Here is a 16489-nt window from a genome sequence, read left to right on the forward strand (position 1 = left end):
GTCGGAGGGGTGGGCGGCGGGCCGGGGCGGTCAGTCCGAGAGGCCGGCCAGGTCGCGCAGTCGCCGGGCCTGCGCGGCCCGCTCGGCGCCGCGCTGCTCGTCGTACGGGCGGGACACCGCCCCGCGCAGCAGTGCCTTCGTCTCGATGACCGCGTCGCGCGGCGGGGCCAGCAGGGCCGTGGCGAGGTCCTGGACGGCCGCGTCGAGCTCGTCCACCGGGACGACGAGGTTCGCGAGTCCCACCCGTTCGGCCTCTTCGGCATGCACGAAGCGGCCCGTGGCGCAGATTTCGAGCGCACGGGCGTATCCCACCAGCGAGGTCAGCGGCTGGGTTCCGGTCAGGTCGGGAACCAGGCCGAGGCTGGTCTCGCGCATGGCGAACTGCACATCGTCCGCGACCACCCGAAGGTCGCACGCGAGCGCGAGCTGGAAGCCGGCGCCGATCGCGTGCCCCTGCACGGCGGCGACGGAGATGATGTCGTTGCGCCGCCACCAGGTGAACGCCTCCTGGTACTCGGCGATGGTGCTGTCGAGCAGTTCGTCCGAACCGCGCGCGAGATCGAGGAAGGACGGCTCACCCTCGAACCCCTCGGGCGTGAACGCCTGGCGGTCGAGGCCGGCGGAGAAGGACTTGCCTTCGCCGCGCAGTACGACGACCCGGACGCTCCCCGGCAACGACCGTCCGGCCTCCGCCAAAGCCCGCCAGAGCGCGGGGGACTGAGCGTTTCGCTTGGCCGGATTGGTCAATGTCACCGTGGCGACCGTGTCGTCCACGGTGAGCCGTACGCCGTCCTTGTCGAGCAGAGCCATCTCGGTGCCTCCGGTGTGCAGTCGGCCGGCAATCCCGGCCTAAGTGACTGCACAGTAACCACCCGGTCGGCCAAACAACCGACCGGGGGCCACCGAAGAACCGTCCGTGACGGCCAGGGTCAGGCCGAGGCCGCCTTCTTGCCGCGCGTCGCGCCGCCGCGACCGCGCAGCACGACTCCGGACTCGCTGAGCATCCGGTGGACGAATCCGTAGGACCGGCCGGTCTCCTCGGCCAGCGCCCGGATACTCGCACCGGAGTCGTACTTCTTCTTCAGGTCTGCCGCGAGCTTGTCGCGCGCGGCGCCGGTTACCCGGCTGCCCTTCTTCAGAGTCTCGGCCACCCGTGCCTCCTCATGGGAAGTGCGCTCTGGACTTCTCATGATCACCCCTCCCCGCGATCCTGGCCACCCATTCAGCAAGGTCGGTACGGCGGCATTTCTCGCGGAGTGGACACGAGAGCGGGACGGAATCTCCCTTTCCGCCGCATGACCTCCGTCACACTTCCCCCTGTGCGCAAGAAATCACCAGGTCAGGGCCCGGACGCCGGAAAGTGGACGGGCCCCGGTCGCGTACCCGCGCGGGTACGGCCGGGGCCGTCGTGTCGGTGCGACGGTATGAGACCGCCTCACTCAGATGATGGATCACACGTGAGCCGAATGATCCATAAGCAACTGGATCAACCTCGCGCGGGGTCCGCCGGGGTCCTCGGGACTCAGGCGAGCGCCACGAGGTCCCGGTAGTCCGGGCCCCACAGGTCCTCCACGCCGTCCGGCAGCAGGATGATCCGCTCCGGTTCCAGGGCCTCCACCGCGCCCTCGTCGTGCGTGACGAGGATGACGGCGCCCTTGTACGTGCGCAGCGCGCCCAGGATCTCCTCGCGGCTGGCCGGGTCGAGGTTGTTGGTGGGCTCGTCGAGCAGCAGGACGTTCGCGGAGGAGACGACCAGCGTGGCCAGGGCCAGACGGGTCTTCTCACCGCCGGACAGGACGCCCGCCGGCTTGTCCACGTCGTCCCCGGAGAACAGGAAGGAGCCGAGCGTCTTGCGGACGGCGACGAGGTCCAGGTCGGGCGCGGAGGAGCGCATGTTCTCCAGCACCGTGCGCTCCGGGTCGAGCGTCTCGTGCTCCTGCGCGTAGTACCCGAGCTTGAGGCCGTGGCCGGGGGTCACGGTGCCCGTGTCCGGCTTCTCGGTGCCCGAGAGCAGCCGCAGCAGGGTGGTCTTGCCGGCGCCGTTGAGACCGAGGATGACGACGCGCGAGCCCTTGTCGATGGCCAGGTCGACATCGGTGAAGATCTCCAGCGAGCCGTACGACTTGGACAGGCCCTCCGCGGTCAGCGGGGTCTTGCCGCAGGGCGCCGGGTCCGGGAAGCGCAGCTTGGCGACCTTGTCGGAGACCCGGACGGCCTCCAGGCCGGACAACAGCCGCTCGGCCCGCTTGGCCATGTTCTGCGCGGCGACCGTCTTGGTCGCCTTGGCGCGCATCTTGTCGGCCTGCGAGTTGAGGGCCGCGGCCTTCTTCTCGGCGTTCTGGCGCTCGCGCTTGCGACGCTTCTCGTCGGCCTCGCGCTGCTGCTGGTAGAGCTTCCAGCCCATGTTGTAGACGTCGATCTGGGCGCGGTTGGCGTCCAGGTAGAACACCTTGTTGACGACGGTCTCGACCAGGTCGACATCGTGGGAGATCACGATGAATCCGCCGCGGTAGTTCTTGAGGTAGTCGCGCAGCCAGACGATCGAGTCGGCGTCGAGGTGGTTGGTGGGCTCGTCGAGGAGCAGGGTGTCGGCGTCCGAGAAGAGGATCCGGGCGAGCTCGACGCGGCGGCGCTGACCGCCGGAGAGGGTGTGCAGCGGCTGGCCGAGCACCCGGTCGGGCAGGCCGAGGGCGGCCGAGATGGTGGCGGCCTCCGCCTCGGCGGCGTACCCGCCCTTGGTCAGGAACTCCGTCTCCTGACGCTCGTACTGCTTCATCGCCTTGTCACGGGTGCCGCCGGAGCCGGTGGCGATGCGCTCCTCGTTCATGCGCATCTTCTTGATCAGTACGTCGAGCCCGCGCGCGGAGAGGATCCGGTCGCGGGCGAGTACGTCGAGGTCGCCGGTGCGCGGGTCCTGCGGCAGGTAGCCGACCTCGCCCGAACGGGTGATGGAGCCGGCGGCGGGCTGGCCCTCGCCCGCGAGGCACTTGGTGAGGGTGGTCTTGCCCGCTCCGTTGCGGCCGACCAGGCCGATGCGGTCGCCCTTGGCGACACGGAAGGAAGCGGACTCGATGAGGACGCGGGCGCCGGCGCGCAGCTCGATGCCGGTGGCGGTGATCACGGAAATACTCCAGGGCGGTGGGGACGGCGGAAGGGGGGCAGGACGCGCGCTTCGACGCCGCTAATCCGCGAGGAGATTTGCCATGAGGACATTCTACCGGGGGCGCGCAACCACTTTTCGGGGCGCCCGGTCGGCTTCCCGTCCCGCCGCCGGGCACCGGCCGGGCGTCGTCCGGCCCGGTAGGGGTCCGCGCCCGGTCCTCCGTTCGGCGCACGGATCTCCCGCGTCTTCCGGGGCACGTATCAGGGCGAGGACGTTGACGGTCGCCGCGAGTGCGGTCAGGTGGGAGCGAGGGCGGTGCGGCATGCAGTTCGACGACGACGCCGATCTGGACACGTCGGAGGTCTCGGACCAGCGCGGCAGCCGCGTCCCGGGCGGCAGGGCCACGATCGGCGGGGGGCTCGTCGGTCTGATCGCCCTGGTCCTGGGGCTGCTGCTGGGGGTGGGACCGGACCAGCTCGGGCTGTCGGGCGGGAGCCCCCGGCCGGTGACGAGCCCCTCGTCCGCCGCCCAGGTGCAGCAGACCTGCCGGACCGGCCACGACGCCAACACCCGCGAGGACTGCCGGCTCGTCGCCGTGACGAACAGCACGCAGGACTACTGGCGGCAGGAGTTCGGGCGCCGGGGCGCCCGGTACGTCCCCGCCTCGACGGTCTTCTTCACCGGCCAGGTGGACACCGCCTGCGGCGCGGCCACCTCGGCGGTCGGCCCCTTCTACTGCCCCGGTGACCGGAAGGTCTATCTCGACCTGGGCTTCTTCCAGGAACTGCGGACGAAGTTCGGCGCGAACGGCGGCCCCTTCGCCCAGGCGTACGTGGTCGCCCACGAGTACGGGCACCACATCCAGAACCTGACGGGCACGCTCCGCAAGTCCCAGGACGGACGGGCGGGCGCCGACAGCAACTCGGTGAGGGTGGAGCTCCAGGCCGACTGTTACGCGGGGGTGTGGGCCCACAACGCGACCAGGACCCCGGACGAGTCCACCGGTCGCCCGCTGATCACCAGCCTCACCGACCAGGACATCCAGGACGGTCTCGACGCGGCGGCCGCGGTGGGCGACGACCGGATCCAGGAGAAGTTCCAGGGACGGGTGACCCCGGAGACCTGGACGCACGGCTCGGCGCAGCAGCGCCGGCAGTGGTTCTACCAGGGCTACCGGACCGGCGACATGGCCCAGTGCGACACCTTCCGCTGACTGTCGGCGCCGCCTGCCATGCTGTGGTGCGGGTCACATGACCGTACGGCCGGTCACGGGCCGCAGATCCGCACACGCGCACCGCACGAGAGGGAGTGATCGTCATGGCAGGTGTTCCGTCCATCGTTCCGACGCTGCTCTACCGCGACGCAAAGGCCGCGATCCGGCAGTTGACCGAGGCCTTCGGGTTCACCCAGGTCGCCGTGTACGAGGGGGAGAGCGGCTCCGTGATGCACGCGGAGCTGTCGTACGGGAACGGCGCGGTGATGCTCGGCAGCAAGGGCCGCGGCGGGGTCTTCGACAAGGCGATGGCGGACGGCGGCCCGGTCGGGGTCTATGTCGTGGTGGACGACGTGGACGCGCACCACCGCCGCGCGGCGGAGCACGGCGTGGAGATCGTGATGGAGCCGACCGACCAGGACTACGGCTCGCGGGACTACATGGCCCGCGACGCCGAGGGCAACATCTGGAGCTTCGGGACGTACGCGCCGCAGGTTTGACGCCGGCGGTGCGTACGTGCCCCGAGCCCGCGCGGTGCTACGCCCCGCCGGTGTGGACCTGGAACGCGGCCCGGCGGACCGCCTTGGCCAGGGCCGGGTCGGGGTGGGCGGCGGCCAGGGCGACCAGGACCTGGACGGTGCGGGGGTGGCCGACCGCGCGGACCTCGTCCAGCAGCCGGGGCACGGTGGTGCGCACGGCCGAGTCGAGGTGACGGGCGAGCAGTTCGGCCTCTCCGTGGTCCGCGATGGCCGCCGCGGTGTCCACCCAGAGCCAGGTCGACTCCTCGGCGGTCAGGACGTCCTGCGCCTCGTCGGGGTCCACCCCGTCGTGTTCGGCGAGCCAGAGCAGGGCGTAGGGGCGCAGCGCCGGATCGCGCACGGCCGCGCGTACGTCGGGTTCGGCGGGGGCGCCGACCACGCGCAGGGCCTCGAAGGCGAGGCCGCGCAGCAGGGCGTCCTCGCCCCGGGCGGCCTGCAGCAGTTCGCTGACGGCGTGTCCGACGGGCCGGGCGGCGAGCCAGGCCCGGTACTCGGCGCGCGCGGGCCCGGGGGTGAGCCGGGCGCAGCCGCGCAGCATGGCGGCGGCGGACTGCTCGATGTTCCCCGCCGGGCTCTGCGCGGCCACGCAGATCTGCTCCAGCTTGACCCAGACGGCCCAACTGCCGAGCGGGGTGAGGGTGGCCCGGGCGGGTCCGAGGGTGACGGCGTCCACGGCGGCGAGGCCGCCGAGCGCCCAGCGCAACAGGCGGGCGAGGGGGACGGGGGGCGCGGATGCCCCGGCGGTGGCGGGGTCCTCGGCGGCGGGATCCGCGGCCGAGGGGTCCGCGGTGGAGGCGGCGTACGGGACCTCGCAGCGCTCGTCGCGCAGTTCGGTCACCCGCTGGCCGAGCAGGTCCAGCAGGTCCGGGACGGTCACCGGGCCCGCGGACAGCTGGAGCAGGGACAGGAGTTGGGGCATGGCCTCGACGACCTCGGCGACGGCGGCGGGGGCGATGTCGGCGGGGGCCGGGTGGACGAGCGACCAGGCGTCGAACAGGGCGACCCAGCCGCGCAGGACGGCGGTGTCGTCGCGGTCCCAGGCGCGCAGCCGCCAGCCGGGCCGGGCATGGCCGCCGTGCACCTCGACCAGGCCGGAGAGGCGGGCCCGGTCCCAGCCGACCCGGATCTGGCCGTGGGTCAGGCGCAGGTCCTCGGCGGCCCGTTCGACGTCGGTGGCGGGCAACGCGCCCGCCGGGGCGGGCCTGCCTCCGTCGCCGGCCCCGAGGTGCCGCTCGGCCCAGCGGGCCAGCCGTACCGCGTCGGCCAGTGAGGCCCGGGCCCGGTTCGCCAGATCGGCCGTCGCGGGGGTGCCCGCCGGGGGCCGGGGGGTGGTTCGCGTCCGCCGGTCGGTCACCGCCTTACGGGCCGCGGCGACGGAGCGCGGGGAGACGAGTCGGAGTCTGGAGTCGCGAGCCAACTGCTCATCAGGCTTTCGGGACGTCACGGAAGCAGTCTCGCCCGTCACTGGCCGAAAGCCCAAACGGAACGGGCCGCTTCCACCGATCATCGAGCAGGCATTTCGGGACAAGACCACCACGTGTTCCCGTCTGCCACAGGGCTTTCACATAAGAGGGGTCAAAAAGCGGCGCAGGGTCTCCTCGTAGTCCTCCGGGGCCGCGTTCCACATCGCGCCGTGCGGTGCGTCCCGGACCGCCTTCAAGGTGACGAGGTCCGGGCGGGCCTCGGCGAGCCGACGGGTGGGCCCCCAGGGGGCGATCGTGTCGTCGGGCCCGTGGAAGATCAGCACGGGCATCCGCAGCGCGCCGGGGTCCGCGCCCGGGGGGCGCCGGTCGACGCGCAGACCCGCACGGCCTTCGGCGGCCCGGACCACGAACGGCATCAGCGGCGCCGGCGTGCGTCGGGCCGCGGCCAGGGCGCGCAGGGTGGTGTGCCAGTCGAGCACCGGGGAGTCCAGCACCAGACCGGAGATCCGGCCCGCCAGGGCCGAGCGCTCGGCGGCGTGCAGGGCCATGGTGGCGCCGGTGGACCAGCCGTACAGGATCACGCGGCGGGCGCCGTAGCGCAGGGCGTAGCGGATCGCGGCGTCCACGTCGCGCCACTCCGACTCGCCGAGGTGGCCGAGACCGTCCGGGGAACGGGGTGCGCCGACGTCGCCGCGGTAGGCGAGGTCGAGGACGGGCAGCCCGTAACGGTGCAGGAACGGCATGACGACCATCGGGTGCTCGCGGGTGCCGCCGAGTCCGTGCACCGTGATGACCCAGGTGTCGCGGGCCGCCGGGACGAACCAGGCGGGCAGCGGGCCGAGTTCGCCGGGGAGGTCGATGTCGGCGTGGTCGAGCCCGAGGGCCGTGCGCGGGTTTCCGAGGTGGACCTGCGGCGTGAGCGCGACCCGGGTACCGGGGTCGAGGCTGCCGTGGGTGACGGCAAGCAGCCGGCGCACGACGGTGTCGGGGCCGTGCGGGACGTCGGCGAGGACCGGGCCGACCACCGCGTGCACGCCGGGGGCGTCCAGGCCGTACCTGCCGGGGCGCAGCGAGGCGAGCACGGGGGCACCCCCGGCCGAAGGTCGGGGGAGGGTCAGCGCGACCCGGCCGGCCGCGGTGGAGTGGACGGTGAGCCGGGGGGTGCCGGGCAGGGGGCGCCCGGGTTCGGGCCGCAGGGCGGCGTCGGCGGCGTACCGGCCGGCCGCGACCACGGCGGCGCCGGCACCGATCAGGGTCGTGGTGACGGCCGCTGCCGTCGCTGTGGCGGTACGCACCGCTCCAGTGTCGGGGCGCGACGGCGCCGAGGCCACCGGAGGCGGCCATTCCGCAATTGCGGGGTAACGGCCGGTAACAGTTCCGGCCGGCTTCCGGCGAACGTGATCTGGGTCTCGTCGGGAGGGGCGCGAGGGACCACAGGGACGCCCGGGACACCTCCCCGTGAGAGCCGTTCACCCATCGTGACGTGCACTTTTCGCTGGATCTGGGGCTGAATCGGGAGGAAGGCGCCGATCACGCCCCGGGGTGGGACACCACCCGACCTCCCCCAGTTCATCTTCCGTTCACTCAGGTTGCCTACGGTCGCCTAACCACTGACGCCAAACAGAAGCCTGGGTAAATGGAGCACATAACGCTTCTCCTCGGGATCGTGATCATCACCGCTCTCGTGTTCGACTTCACGAACGGTTTCCACGACACAGCCAACGCGATGGCGACCACCATCTCGACCGGCGCTCTCAAGCCCAAGACGGCGGTGGCCATGTCCGCCGTACTCAACCTCGTCGGCGCGTTCATGTCCGTGGAGGTCGCCAAGACGATCTCCAAGGGCCTGGTCAACGAGGAGGGCATCCAGCCGGAAGTGATCTTCGCCGCCCTGGTCGGCGCGATCCTCTGGAACCTCGTCACCTGGCTGGTCGGGCTTCCCTCCAGCTCCTCCCACGCCCTGATGGGCGGCCTGATCGGCGCGGCGGTGGCCTCGGCCGGCCTCGGCGCGGTCAACGGCAGCGTTGTCGTCACCAAGGTGCTCATCCCCGCGGTCGCCGCTCCCATCGTGGCCGGTGTGGCCGCGATGCTCGCCGCGCGGCTCACGTACAAGCTCGGCGGCAAGGTCGGCGGCAAGACCGCCACCAAGGGGTACCGCGCCGGTCAGATCGCCTCGGCCGGTCTCGTCTCCCTCGCCCACGGCACCAACGACGCCCAGAAGACGATGGGCATCATCACGCTCGCGCTCGTCGCGGGCGGCGCCCTGGACTCCGGTGCGAACCCGCCGGTCTGGGTCATCGTCTCCGCCGGCATGGCCATCGCGACGGGCACCTACCTGGGCGGCTGGCGCATCATCCGCACCATGGGCAGCGGCCTGACCGACCTCCACCCGCAGCAGGGCTTCGCCGCCCAGACCTCGGCCGCGAGCGTCATCCTGGCCTCCTCCACCCTCGGCTTCTCGCTCTCCACCACCCACGCCTGCTCCGGCGCGGTCATGGGCGCGGGTCTGGGCCGCAAGGGCGGTGTGGTCCGCTGGTCCACCGCCACCCGCATGTTCATCGCGTGGGGCCTGACCCTGCCCGCCGCCGCCCTGGTCGGCGCGGGCGCCGAGATGGTCATGCGCACCGGCAACGTGGGCGTCGCCGCCGTCGTGGTCTTCCTGGTCGCCTCATGCGCCGCGATCTGGTTCATCTCGCGCCGCCAGGTCGTCGACCACCACAACGTCACGGAGGCCGAGCCGGCCGAGGCGCCCGGCGTCGTCACCACGGCCATGGCCGCCGTCACCGTCCCGCCGATCGCCGCCGCCGGTACCACCGCCGCGGTGACGGACGAGGACCTCAAGGCCACCATCCCGGCGGCCGCCCCGGCACCCGCGGCTCCGGCCGCGGCGGTCTGACCCCGAGAACGACAGAGGAATCAGCGGTATGAAGATCGACTGGGCAGCACTCGGCTCCGTCTTCGGGGTCAGCCTCTCCGCCACCGTCGCCCTCGTGGCCCTGTTCACCCTGGGCCTGGTGGGCCTCTCCAGGCACGAGGCCGCCACCGAGCAGGGCGGGACCGCCACCGCGGCCCGCGGCGGCGCGTACGCCTGCTTCGCGCTCTGCGGCATCGCCGTGGCCTACGCGATCTACCTGATCGTCAGCTGACGCGACCGCCGTCGAAAGCTCCCCGCGGGATGCCCGTGGGGAGCTTTCGCATACCCCGGCCCCGGCCGCCCCACGCCCCCGCCGCAGGTCAACGGCAAGTTGACGGGCGTTCGCGGTGCGTGGTGGACTGCCCGAGCCAATACGGCGGCATGGAGAGGAAGTCCGGTGCGAATCCGGCGCGGTCCCGCCACTGTCACCGGGAGCGCACGCGGTCCGTGCGTCCCGGGAGCCAGGAACTCTCGCCACCGGACACCACGAACCAGGGCGCGGACCCTGAGCGAGGACACAACTGCCACCATGCGTGCCGATCGCGTATTCGCGTACGGCGCCACGGCGGGCCTGATCGGCGACCGGATCTTCGGTGATCCGCGCCGGGGGCACCCCGTGGCCGCCTTCGGAAGAGCCGCCGCCACCCTCGAACGCGCCCTGTGGCGCGACGACCGGGGACGGGGCGTGGTCCACACCCTGGTATGCGCGGGGGGCGCGGCAGCGCTCGGCGTGCTCGGCGCCCGCGCCGTGCGCTCCCGGCCCGCGGCCGCCCGAATCGCCCTGACCGCCGCCGCCACCTGGGCCGTCGTCGGCGGCACCTCGCTCGGCCGGGAGGCCCGCGCCATCGGCGGGGCGCTCGCCGCCGGGGACGCCGAGGTGGCGCGGGAGCGGCTGCCTCACCTGTGCGGACGCGACCCGCAGGCCTTGGACGAGCAGCAGTTGGCCCGCGCGGTCGTGGAGTCGGTCGCCGAGAACACCTCCGACGCGGTCGTGGGGGCGTTGGTCTGGGGCGCCCTCGCGGGCGTGCCCGGACTGCTGGCGTTCCGTGCCGTCAACACCCTGGACGCGATGGTGGGCCACAAGTCGCCGCGCCACCTGCGCTACGGCTGGGCCTCCGCCCGGCTCGACGATGTCGCGGGCTGGCCCGGAGCGCGGCTGACCGCGCTCGCCGCCGTGGTGGCCGGACCCGACCGGCGGGGGGCGGTGCGGGCCTGGCGCGCCGACGCCGCCGCGCACCCGAGCCCCAACGCCGGTCCCGTGGAGGCCTCCTTCGCGGGGGCGCTGGGCGTACGGCTGGGCGGGACCCTCGCGTACGGCGGCCGGGTGGAGCACCGGGCCGTGCTGAACGGCGCCGCCGGGCGGCCGGTCGAGGTGGCGGACATCGAGCGGGCGGTACGGCTGTCGCGGCGGGTGACGTGGGTGGCACTGGGGACGTGCGTGGCACTGCGGTGTGCGGTGACGCGGTGGTCGGCAGGGCGATCGGCAGGGAGGCCGGCAGGGTCGCCGGCCCGGCAATCGGGGAAGGGGCGGGCATGAGCGGCTCGAAGCGCGGCGGCGGTCTGCTGGTCGCGGGGACCACGTCGGACGCGGGCAAGAGCGTGGTCACGGCGGGCATCTGCCGCTGGCTGTCCCGACAGGGCGTGAAGGTGGCGCCGTTCAAGGCCCAGAACATGTCGCTGAACTCGTTCGTCACGCGCGAGGGCGCGGAGATCGGCCGGGCCCAGGCGATGCAGGCTCAGGCCGCGCGCGTGGAGCCGACGGCGCTGATGAACCCGGTGTTGCTCAAGCCGGGCAGTGACCGCAGCAGCCAGGTGGTGCTGTTGGGCAAGCCGGTGGGCGAGATGAGCGCCCGGGGCTATCACGGCGGCCGCCAGGAGCGGCTGCTCGGGGTCGTCACGGACTGCCTGGAGGAGCTGCGGGGCACGTATGACGCCGTGATCTGCGAGGGGGCGGGCAGTCCGGCCGAGATCAACCTGCGCCGGACCGACATCGTGAACATGGGCATCGCGCGGGCCGCGCGCTTCCCGGTCGTGGTGGTCGGGGACATCGACCGGGGCGGCGTCTTCGCCTCGTTCTTCGGGACGACGGCGCTGCTGTCGCCCGAGGACCAGTCGCTGATCGCCGGCTACCTGGTGAACAAGTTCCGTGGCGACGTCTCGCTGTTGGAGCCCGGCATGGAGATGCTGCGCGGGCTGACGGGCCGGGCCACGTACGGCGTGCTGCCGTACCGGCACGGGCTGGGCATCGACGAGGAGGACGGCATGGGGGTCCCCCCGGCCGGAGGCTGGGGGCGGGCCTCGCTGCGGGGCGCGGTGCGGGAGTCCGTGGTGGCCCCGCCGATCGGCGAGGACGTGTTGCGGGTCGCGGTGTGCGCGGTGCCGCTGATGTCGAACTTCACCGACGTGGACGCGCTGGCCGCCGAACCGGGCGTGGTCGTCCGGTTCGTGGAGCGGGCCGAGGAACTGGCCGACGCGGACCTGGTCGTCGTACCGGGAACGCGCGGCACGGTGCGGGCGCTGGAGTGGCTGCGGCGGCGGGGGCTCGCCGACGCGCTGGTCCGGCGGGCCGCCGAGGGCCGGCCCGTGTTGGGCATCTGCGGCGGGTTCCAGGCACTGGGCGAGCACATCGAGGACGAGGTCGAGTCGAAGGCCGGGGCGGTGGCGGGCCTCGGGCTGCTGCCGGTCCGGGTGCGGTTCGCGGCGGAGAAGACCCTGGCGCGGCCGGTCGGTTCGGCGCTGGGCGAGCCCGTCGAGGGGTACGAGATCCACCACGGGGTCGCCGAGGTGCTGGGCGGGGAGCCGTTCCTGGACGGCTGCCGGGTCGGTGAGGTGTGGGGCACCCACTGGCACGGCTCGCTGGAGTCGGACGGCTTCCGCCGGGCGTTCCTTCGGGAGGTCGCGGCGGCCGCCGGCCGCCGCTTCGTCCCTTCCCCCGACACCTCCTTCGCCGCGCTGCGCGAGGAGCAGCTCGACCTGCTGGGGGACTTGATCGAGGAACACGCCGACACCGGTGCGCTGCTGGGGCTGATCGAGTCGGGCGCGCCCGCCGGACTCCCGTTCCTCCCGCCGGGCGCCCCGTGAGGGGGCCGGCCCCGCGCGCCGCCCACGACCCGGCCGCACCCACGCCCGCCCCCGGACACCCCGCCCACTCGCGCACGCACACCCCCACACACGAAGGAGGGGCCACCACATGAGCACGCCCTACCCGTTCACCGCCGTGGTCGGTCAGCACGACCTGCGCCTGGCGCTCCTGCTCAACGCCGTGAGCCCGGCGGTCGGCGGCGTGCTCGTGCGCGGCGAGAAGGGCACCGCCAAGTCCACCGCCGTGCGGGCGCTGTCCGCGCTGCTGCCGCAGGTGGACGTGGTGCCCGGCTGCCGGTTCTCCTGCGCGCCCGCGGCGCCGGACCCGGCCTGCCCCGACGGCCCGCACGAGCCCGGGGGCGGCACGGTCCGCCCCGCGCGGATGGTGGAACTGCCCGTCGGCGCCTCCGAGGACCGCCTGGTCGGCGCCCTCGACATCGAACGGGCCCTGTCGGAGGGTGTGAAGGCCTTCGAGCCGGGCCTGCTCGCCGACGCCCACCGCGGCATCCTGTACGTCGACGAGGTCAACCTCCTCCACGACCACCTCATCGACCTGCTCCTGGACGCCGCCGCGATGGGGGCCTCCTACGTCGAGCGCGAGGGCGTCTCCGTACGCCACGCGGCCCGCTTCCTCCTCGTCGGCACGATGAACCCCGAGGAGGGCGAGCTCCGCCCGCAGCTCCTGGACCGGTTCGGGCTCACCGTCGAGGTCGCGGCCTCGCGCGAGCCGGCCCAGCGCGTCGAGGTGGTGCGCCGCCGGCTCGCCTACGAGGACGACCCGGCCGGTTTCGCGGGCCGTTGGGCGGACGACGAACGCGAGATCCGGGCCCGGGTGGTCGCCGCGCGGGCGTTGTTGCCGAAGGTCGTGCTCGACGACACCTCGCTGCTGCGGATCGCGGCCACCTGCGCCGGGTTCGAGGTCGACGGCATGCGGGCCGACATCGTGATGGCGCGCACCGCGACGGCCCTGGCCGCCTGGGCGGGGCGGACCGAGGTGCGCAAGGAGGACGTACGGCAGGCCGCGCTGCTGGCACTCCCCCACCGCCGCCGTCGCAACCCCTTCGACGCGCCCGGCCTCGACGAGGACAAGCTGGACGAGATCCTGGACCGGTTCCCGGACGAGGAGCCCGAACCCGAGCCGGAAGGGCCCGACGACGAAGGCCCCGGTGACGGCGGTCCGGGCGACGACGGCCCGGGTGACGGCGGTCCCGACGGAGGTGGCGGCGTACCCCCGCAGGGCGAGGCGCCGGACGCCGCTCAGGGGCCCGACGCACCCGACGCGCCCGGGCCGCGGGAAGCACCCGAGCCGAGCACCGCTCCCGCCGCCCCCGAGGGCGCCGGCGGGCCCGAACAGGCACCCGTACGGGCCGCCGAGCCGTTCCGGACCAAGGTGCTCAGCGTGCCCGGCCTCGGCGAGGGCGCGGCCGGGCGCCGCTCCCGCGCCCGGACCGCGCACGGCCGCACCACCGGCGCCCGGCGCCCACGGGGGCAGCTGACGAAGCTGCACCTGGCCGCGACCGTCCAGGCCGCCGCGCCGCACCAGAAGGCGCGCGGGCGCAGCGGACGCGGGCTGGTCGTGCGGGCGGACGACCTGCGGCAGGCGACCCGCGAGGGCCGCGAGGGCAACCTCGTGCTGTTCCTCGTCGACGCCTCGGGTTCGATGGCCGCCCGGCAGCGCATGAGCGCGGTCAAGGGCGCCGTGCTGTCGCTGCTGCTGGACGCCTACCAGCGCCGCGACAAGGTCGGCCTGATCACCTTCCGCGGTTCGGGCGCCGAGCTGGCGCTGCCGCCGACCTCCTCCGTGGACGCGGCGGCGGCCCGGCTGGAGCGGCTGCCGACCGGCGGGCGGACCCCGCTGGCCGCCGGGTTGCTGAAGGCCCACGAGGTGCTGCGGATCGAGCGGTTGCGGGACCCCTCGCGCCGGCCGCTGCTCGTGGTCGTCACCGACGGGCGGGCGACGTCGGCGGGCGCGCTCGGCGGGGACCCGCGCGAGCTGTCCGGGCGCAGCGCGCGGATGCTGGCGGCCCAGGGGTTGGCCTCGGTGGTCGTGGACTGCGAGAGCGGCCCGGTCCGGCTGGGTCTGGCCGCGGCGCTGGCCGCCGACCTCGGCGGGCCGGCCGTCACGCTCGACGGGCTGCGGGCCGACTCGCTGGCCGGCCTGGTGAAGAACGTACGTACCTCAGTGACCTCGAACACCACCCCCAACAGGAGGGCCGCGTAATGCCGCAGGGACAGCCGTCCGTCGTTCCGGACGACGGGCTCACGACGCGCCAGCGCCGCAACCGTCCGCTCGTCTTCGTCCACACCGGCCCGGGCAAGGGGAAGTCGACGGCGGCCTTCGGGCTGGCGCTGCGCGCCTGGAACCAGGGCTGGCCGATCGGGGTGTTCCAGTTCGTCAAGTCGGCGAAGTGGAAGGTCGGCGAGGAGAACGCGCTCAAGGTGCTCGGTGCCTCGGGCGAGGGCGGCCCGGTCGTCTGGCACAAGATGGGCGAGGGCTGGTCCTGGGTGCAGCGCGACGCTCAGCTCGACAACGAGCAGGCGGCGAAGGAGGGCTGGGAGCAGGTCAAGCGGGACCTGGCCGCCGAGACGCACCGGCTGTACGTGCTGGACGAGTTCGCGTACCCGATGCACTGGGGGTGGATCGACGTGGACGAGGTGATCGAGGTGCTGCGCGACCGTCCGGGCACCCAGCACGTGGTCATCACCGGCCGCAACGCGCCCGACAAGCTGGTCGAGTTCGCCGATCTCGTCACCGAGATGACCAAGGTCAAGCACCCCATGGACGCCGGCCAGAAGGGCCAGAGGGGCATCGAGTGGTGACCTCGCTCCACATGCCGCGGCTGGTGATCGCCGCGCCGTCCTCCGGCAGCGGCAAGACCACCGTGGCGACGGGCCTGATGGCGGCCTTCGCGGGGCGCGGCCTCGCCGTGTCCCCGCACAAGGCCGGGCCCGACTACATCGACCCCGGCTACCACGCGCTGGCCACCGGCCGGCCGGGGCGGAACCTGGACGCCTTCATGTGCGGACCGGAGCTGGTCGCTCCGCTGTTCGCCCACGGCGCGGCCGGATGCGACCTCGCCCTCGTCGAAGGCGTGATGGGGCTGTACGACGGGGCCGCGGGGCGGGGTGAGCTGGCGTCGACGGCGCAGGTCGCGAAGCTGCTGCGGGCACCGGTGGTGCTCGTGGTGGACGCGTCCTCGCAGTCGCGGTCGGTGGCGGCGCTGGTGCACGGCTTCGCCTCGTTCGATCCCCGGGTGCGCCTGGGCGGGGTGATCCTCAACAAGGTCGGTTCCGACCGGCACGAGGTGATGCTGCGGGAGGCGTTGGAGGAGGCCGGGATGCCGGTCCTGGGCGTCCTGCGGCGGGCGCCGCAGGTGGCCGCGCCGTCGCGGCACCTGGGACTGGTGCCGGTGGCGGAGCGGCGGGCCGACGCCCTGGCCGCGGTGGCGGCGCTGGCGGACCAGGTGCGGGCCGGGTGCGACCTGGAGGCCCTGATGGCCCTGGCGCGTACGGCTCCGCCGCTGGAGTGCGAGGCGTGGTCCCCGGAGGGCGGGCGGTCCCCCGCGGCGCCCCCGGCGGCGGGACTCGAACCGCCCACCGCGGGACGGCGGCCCGTCGTGGCCGTCGCGGGCGGCGCGGCGTTCACGTTCTCCTACGCCGAGCACGCCGAGTTGCTGAGCGCCGCGGGCGCGGACGTCGTCACCTTCGACCCGCTGCGGGACGAGGCCCTCCCCGAGGGCACCACCGGCCTGGTGATCGGCGGCGGGTTCCCCGAGGTGTACGCGCCCGAGCTCTCCGCCAACGCGCCGCTGCGCCGTGCCGTCGCCGACTTCGCCGCCGCGGGCGGCCCGGTCGCGGCCGAGTGCGCCGGGCTGCTGTACCTGGCGCGGTCGTTGGACGGGAAGCCGATGTGCGGGGTGCTCGACGCCGACGCGCGGATGTCGGAGCGCCTCACCCTGGGCTACCGCGAGGCGGTGGCGGTGTCGGACAGCGTGCTCGCCGCCGCCGGGACCCGGCTGCGGGGACACGAGTTCCACCGGACGGTGATCGAGCCGGGCGCCGGAGCGGCCCCCGCCTGGGGTTTCACCCATCCCGAGCGTCGCGTCGAGGGCTTCGTCCGAGGCGGTGTGCACGCCAGCTACCTGCACACGCACTGGGCGGCGCAGCCGTCCGTCGCCCGGCGGCTCACGGAAGCGGCGGCGGCTCGGCCGTGAG

At 73.8% G+C, this 16489-nt stretch carries 14 protein-coding genes and 1 riboswitch; of the genes, 9 read left to right on the forward strand and 5 right to left on the reverse strand.

All coding sequences use genetic code 11. The annotated features are described in order from the left end of the window. Positions 1–30 precede the first annotated feature (30 nt). The 3 genes from E6R62_RS28325 to E6R62_RS28335 form a co-directional block, all read right to left on the reverse strand. Positions 31–810 (reverse strand): enoyl-CoA hydratase/isomerase family protein, encoded by a 780-nt coding sequence (locus tag E6R62_RS28325; protein ID WP_136216326.1) that lies wholly within the window; start codon positions 808–810, stop codon positions 31–33. A gap of 119 nt (positions 811–929) precedes the next feature. Continuing rightward, a complete protein-coding gene (locus E6R62_RS28330) occupies positions 930–1151 on the reverse strand; it encodes a helix-turn-helix domain-containing protein (RefSeq protein ID WP_005319113.1) in 222 nt (73 codons plus the stop codon). 371 nt (positions 1152–1522) lie between these two features. Further along, positions 1523–3121, reverse strand: a complete 1599-nt coding sequence (locus E6R62_RS28335; RefSeq protein ID WP_136216327.1) for an ABC-F family ATP-binding cassette domain-containing protein — start codon at positions 3119–3121, stop codon at positions 1523–1525. Positions 3122–3425: 304 nt separating this feature from the next. Here E6R62_RS28335 and E6R62_RS28340 point away from each other — a divergent pair, with 304 nt between their 5' ends. Beyond that, positions 3426–4316 carry a neutral zinc metallopeptidase gene (locus tag E6R62_RS28340; protein ID WP_136216328.1) on the forward strand — a complete coding sequence of 297 codons (891 nt, stop codon included), beginning with the start codon at positions 3426–3428 and terminating at the stop codon, positions 4314–4316. A 104-nt stretch (positions 4317–4420) separates the two neighbouring features. Next, positions 4421–4816, forward strand: a complete 396-nt coding sequence (locus E6R62_RS28345) for a VOC family protein (protein WP_136216329.1) — start codon at positions 4421–4423, stop codon at positions 4814–4816. Between the two features lie 37 nt (positions 4817–4853). Here the strand turns inward: E6R62_RS28345 and E6R62_RS28350 are convergent, their stop codons facing one another. Together E6R62_RS28350 and E6R62_RS28355 are read right to left on the reverse strand one after the other, a co-directional pair. After that, positions 4854–6209: a hypothetical protein gene (locus tag E6R62_RS28350; protein WP_136216353.1), complete on the reverse strand. Its 1356-nt coding sequence runs from the start codon at positions 6207–6209 to the stop codon at positions 4854–4856. A gap of 207 nt (positions 6210–6416) precedes the next feature. Next, the gene (locus tag E6R62_RS28355) at positions 6417–7574 is read right to left on the reverse strand and encodes a S9 family peptidase (RefSeq protein WP_136216330.1); all 1158 of its coding nucleotides are present in this window, start codon (positions 7572–7574) and stop codon (positions 6417–6419) included. A 341-nt stretch (positions 7575–7915) separates the two neighbouring features. Here E6R62_RS28355 and E6R62_RS28360 point away from each other — a divergent pair, with 341 nt between their 5' ends. The 7 genes from E6R62_RS28360 (at position 7916) to E6R62_RS28390 (ending at position 16488) form a co-directional block, all read left to right on the forward strand. Further along, complete coding sequence (locus E6R62_RS28360; protein ID WP_136216331.1) at positions 7916–9175, forward strand: inorganic phosphate transporter; 1260 nt, start codon at positions 7916–7918, stop codon at positions 9173–9175. 28 nt (positions 9176–9203) lie between these two features. After that, a complete protein-coding gene (locus E6R62_RS28365) occupies positions 9204–9425 on the forward strand; it encodes a hypothetical protein (protein WP_136216332.1) in 222 nt (73 codons plus the stop codon). 153 nt (positions 9426–9578) lie between these two features. Beyond that, a riboswitch (cobalamin riboswitch) is annotated at positions 9579–9664 on the forward strand. Between the two features lie 58 nt (positions 9665–9722). Continuing rightward, a complete protein-coding gene (locus tag E6R62_RS28370; protein WP_136216333.1) occupies positions 9723–10730 on the forward strand; it encodes a cobalamin biosynthesis protein in 1008 nt (335 codons plus the stop codon). Beyond that, positions 10727–12274 (forward strand): cobyric acid synthase, encoded by a 1548-nt coding sequence (locus E6R62_RS28375; RefSeq protein WP_136216334.1) that lies wholly within the window; start codon positions 10727–10729, stop codon positions 12272–12274. Before E6R62_RS28370 ends, E6R62_RS28375 begins: the two co-directional genes overlap by 4 nt. Positions 12275–12383: 109 nt before the next feature. Then, positions 12384–14495, forward strand: coding sequence for a putative cobaltochelatase (locus tag E6R62_RS28380; RefSeq protein WP_136216335.1), 2112 nt, complete (start codon positions 12384–12386; stop codon positions 14493–14495). Beyond that, entirely contained in the window at positions 14495–15094 is a 600-nt protein-coding gene (gene cobO / locus E6R62_RS28385) for a cob(I)yrinic acid a,c-diamide adenosyltransferase (RefSeq protein ID WP_136216336.1), read from the forward strand. Before E6R62_RS28380 ends, cobO begins: the two co-directional genes overlap by 1 nt. Before the next feature lie 11 nt (positions 15095–15105). Continuing rightward, positions 15106–16488 carry a cobyrinate a,c-diamide synthase gene (locus E6R62_RS28390; protein ID WP_136216354.1) on the forward strand — a complete coding sequence of 461 codons (1383 nt, stop codon included), beginning with the start codon at positions 15106–15108 and terminating at the stop codon, positions 16486–16488. The last annotated feature ends 1 nt before the right edge of the window (position 16489 follow it).

Origin of the sequence: Streptomyces sp. A1136 (assembly GCF_004795055.1) — a bacterium.
Classification (GTDB): Bacteria; Actinomycetota; Actinomycetes; order Streptomycetales; family Streptomycetaceae; genus Streptomyces.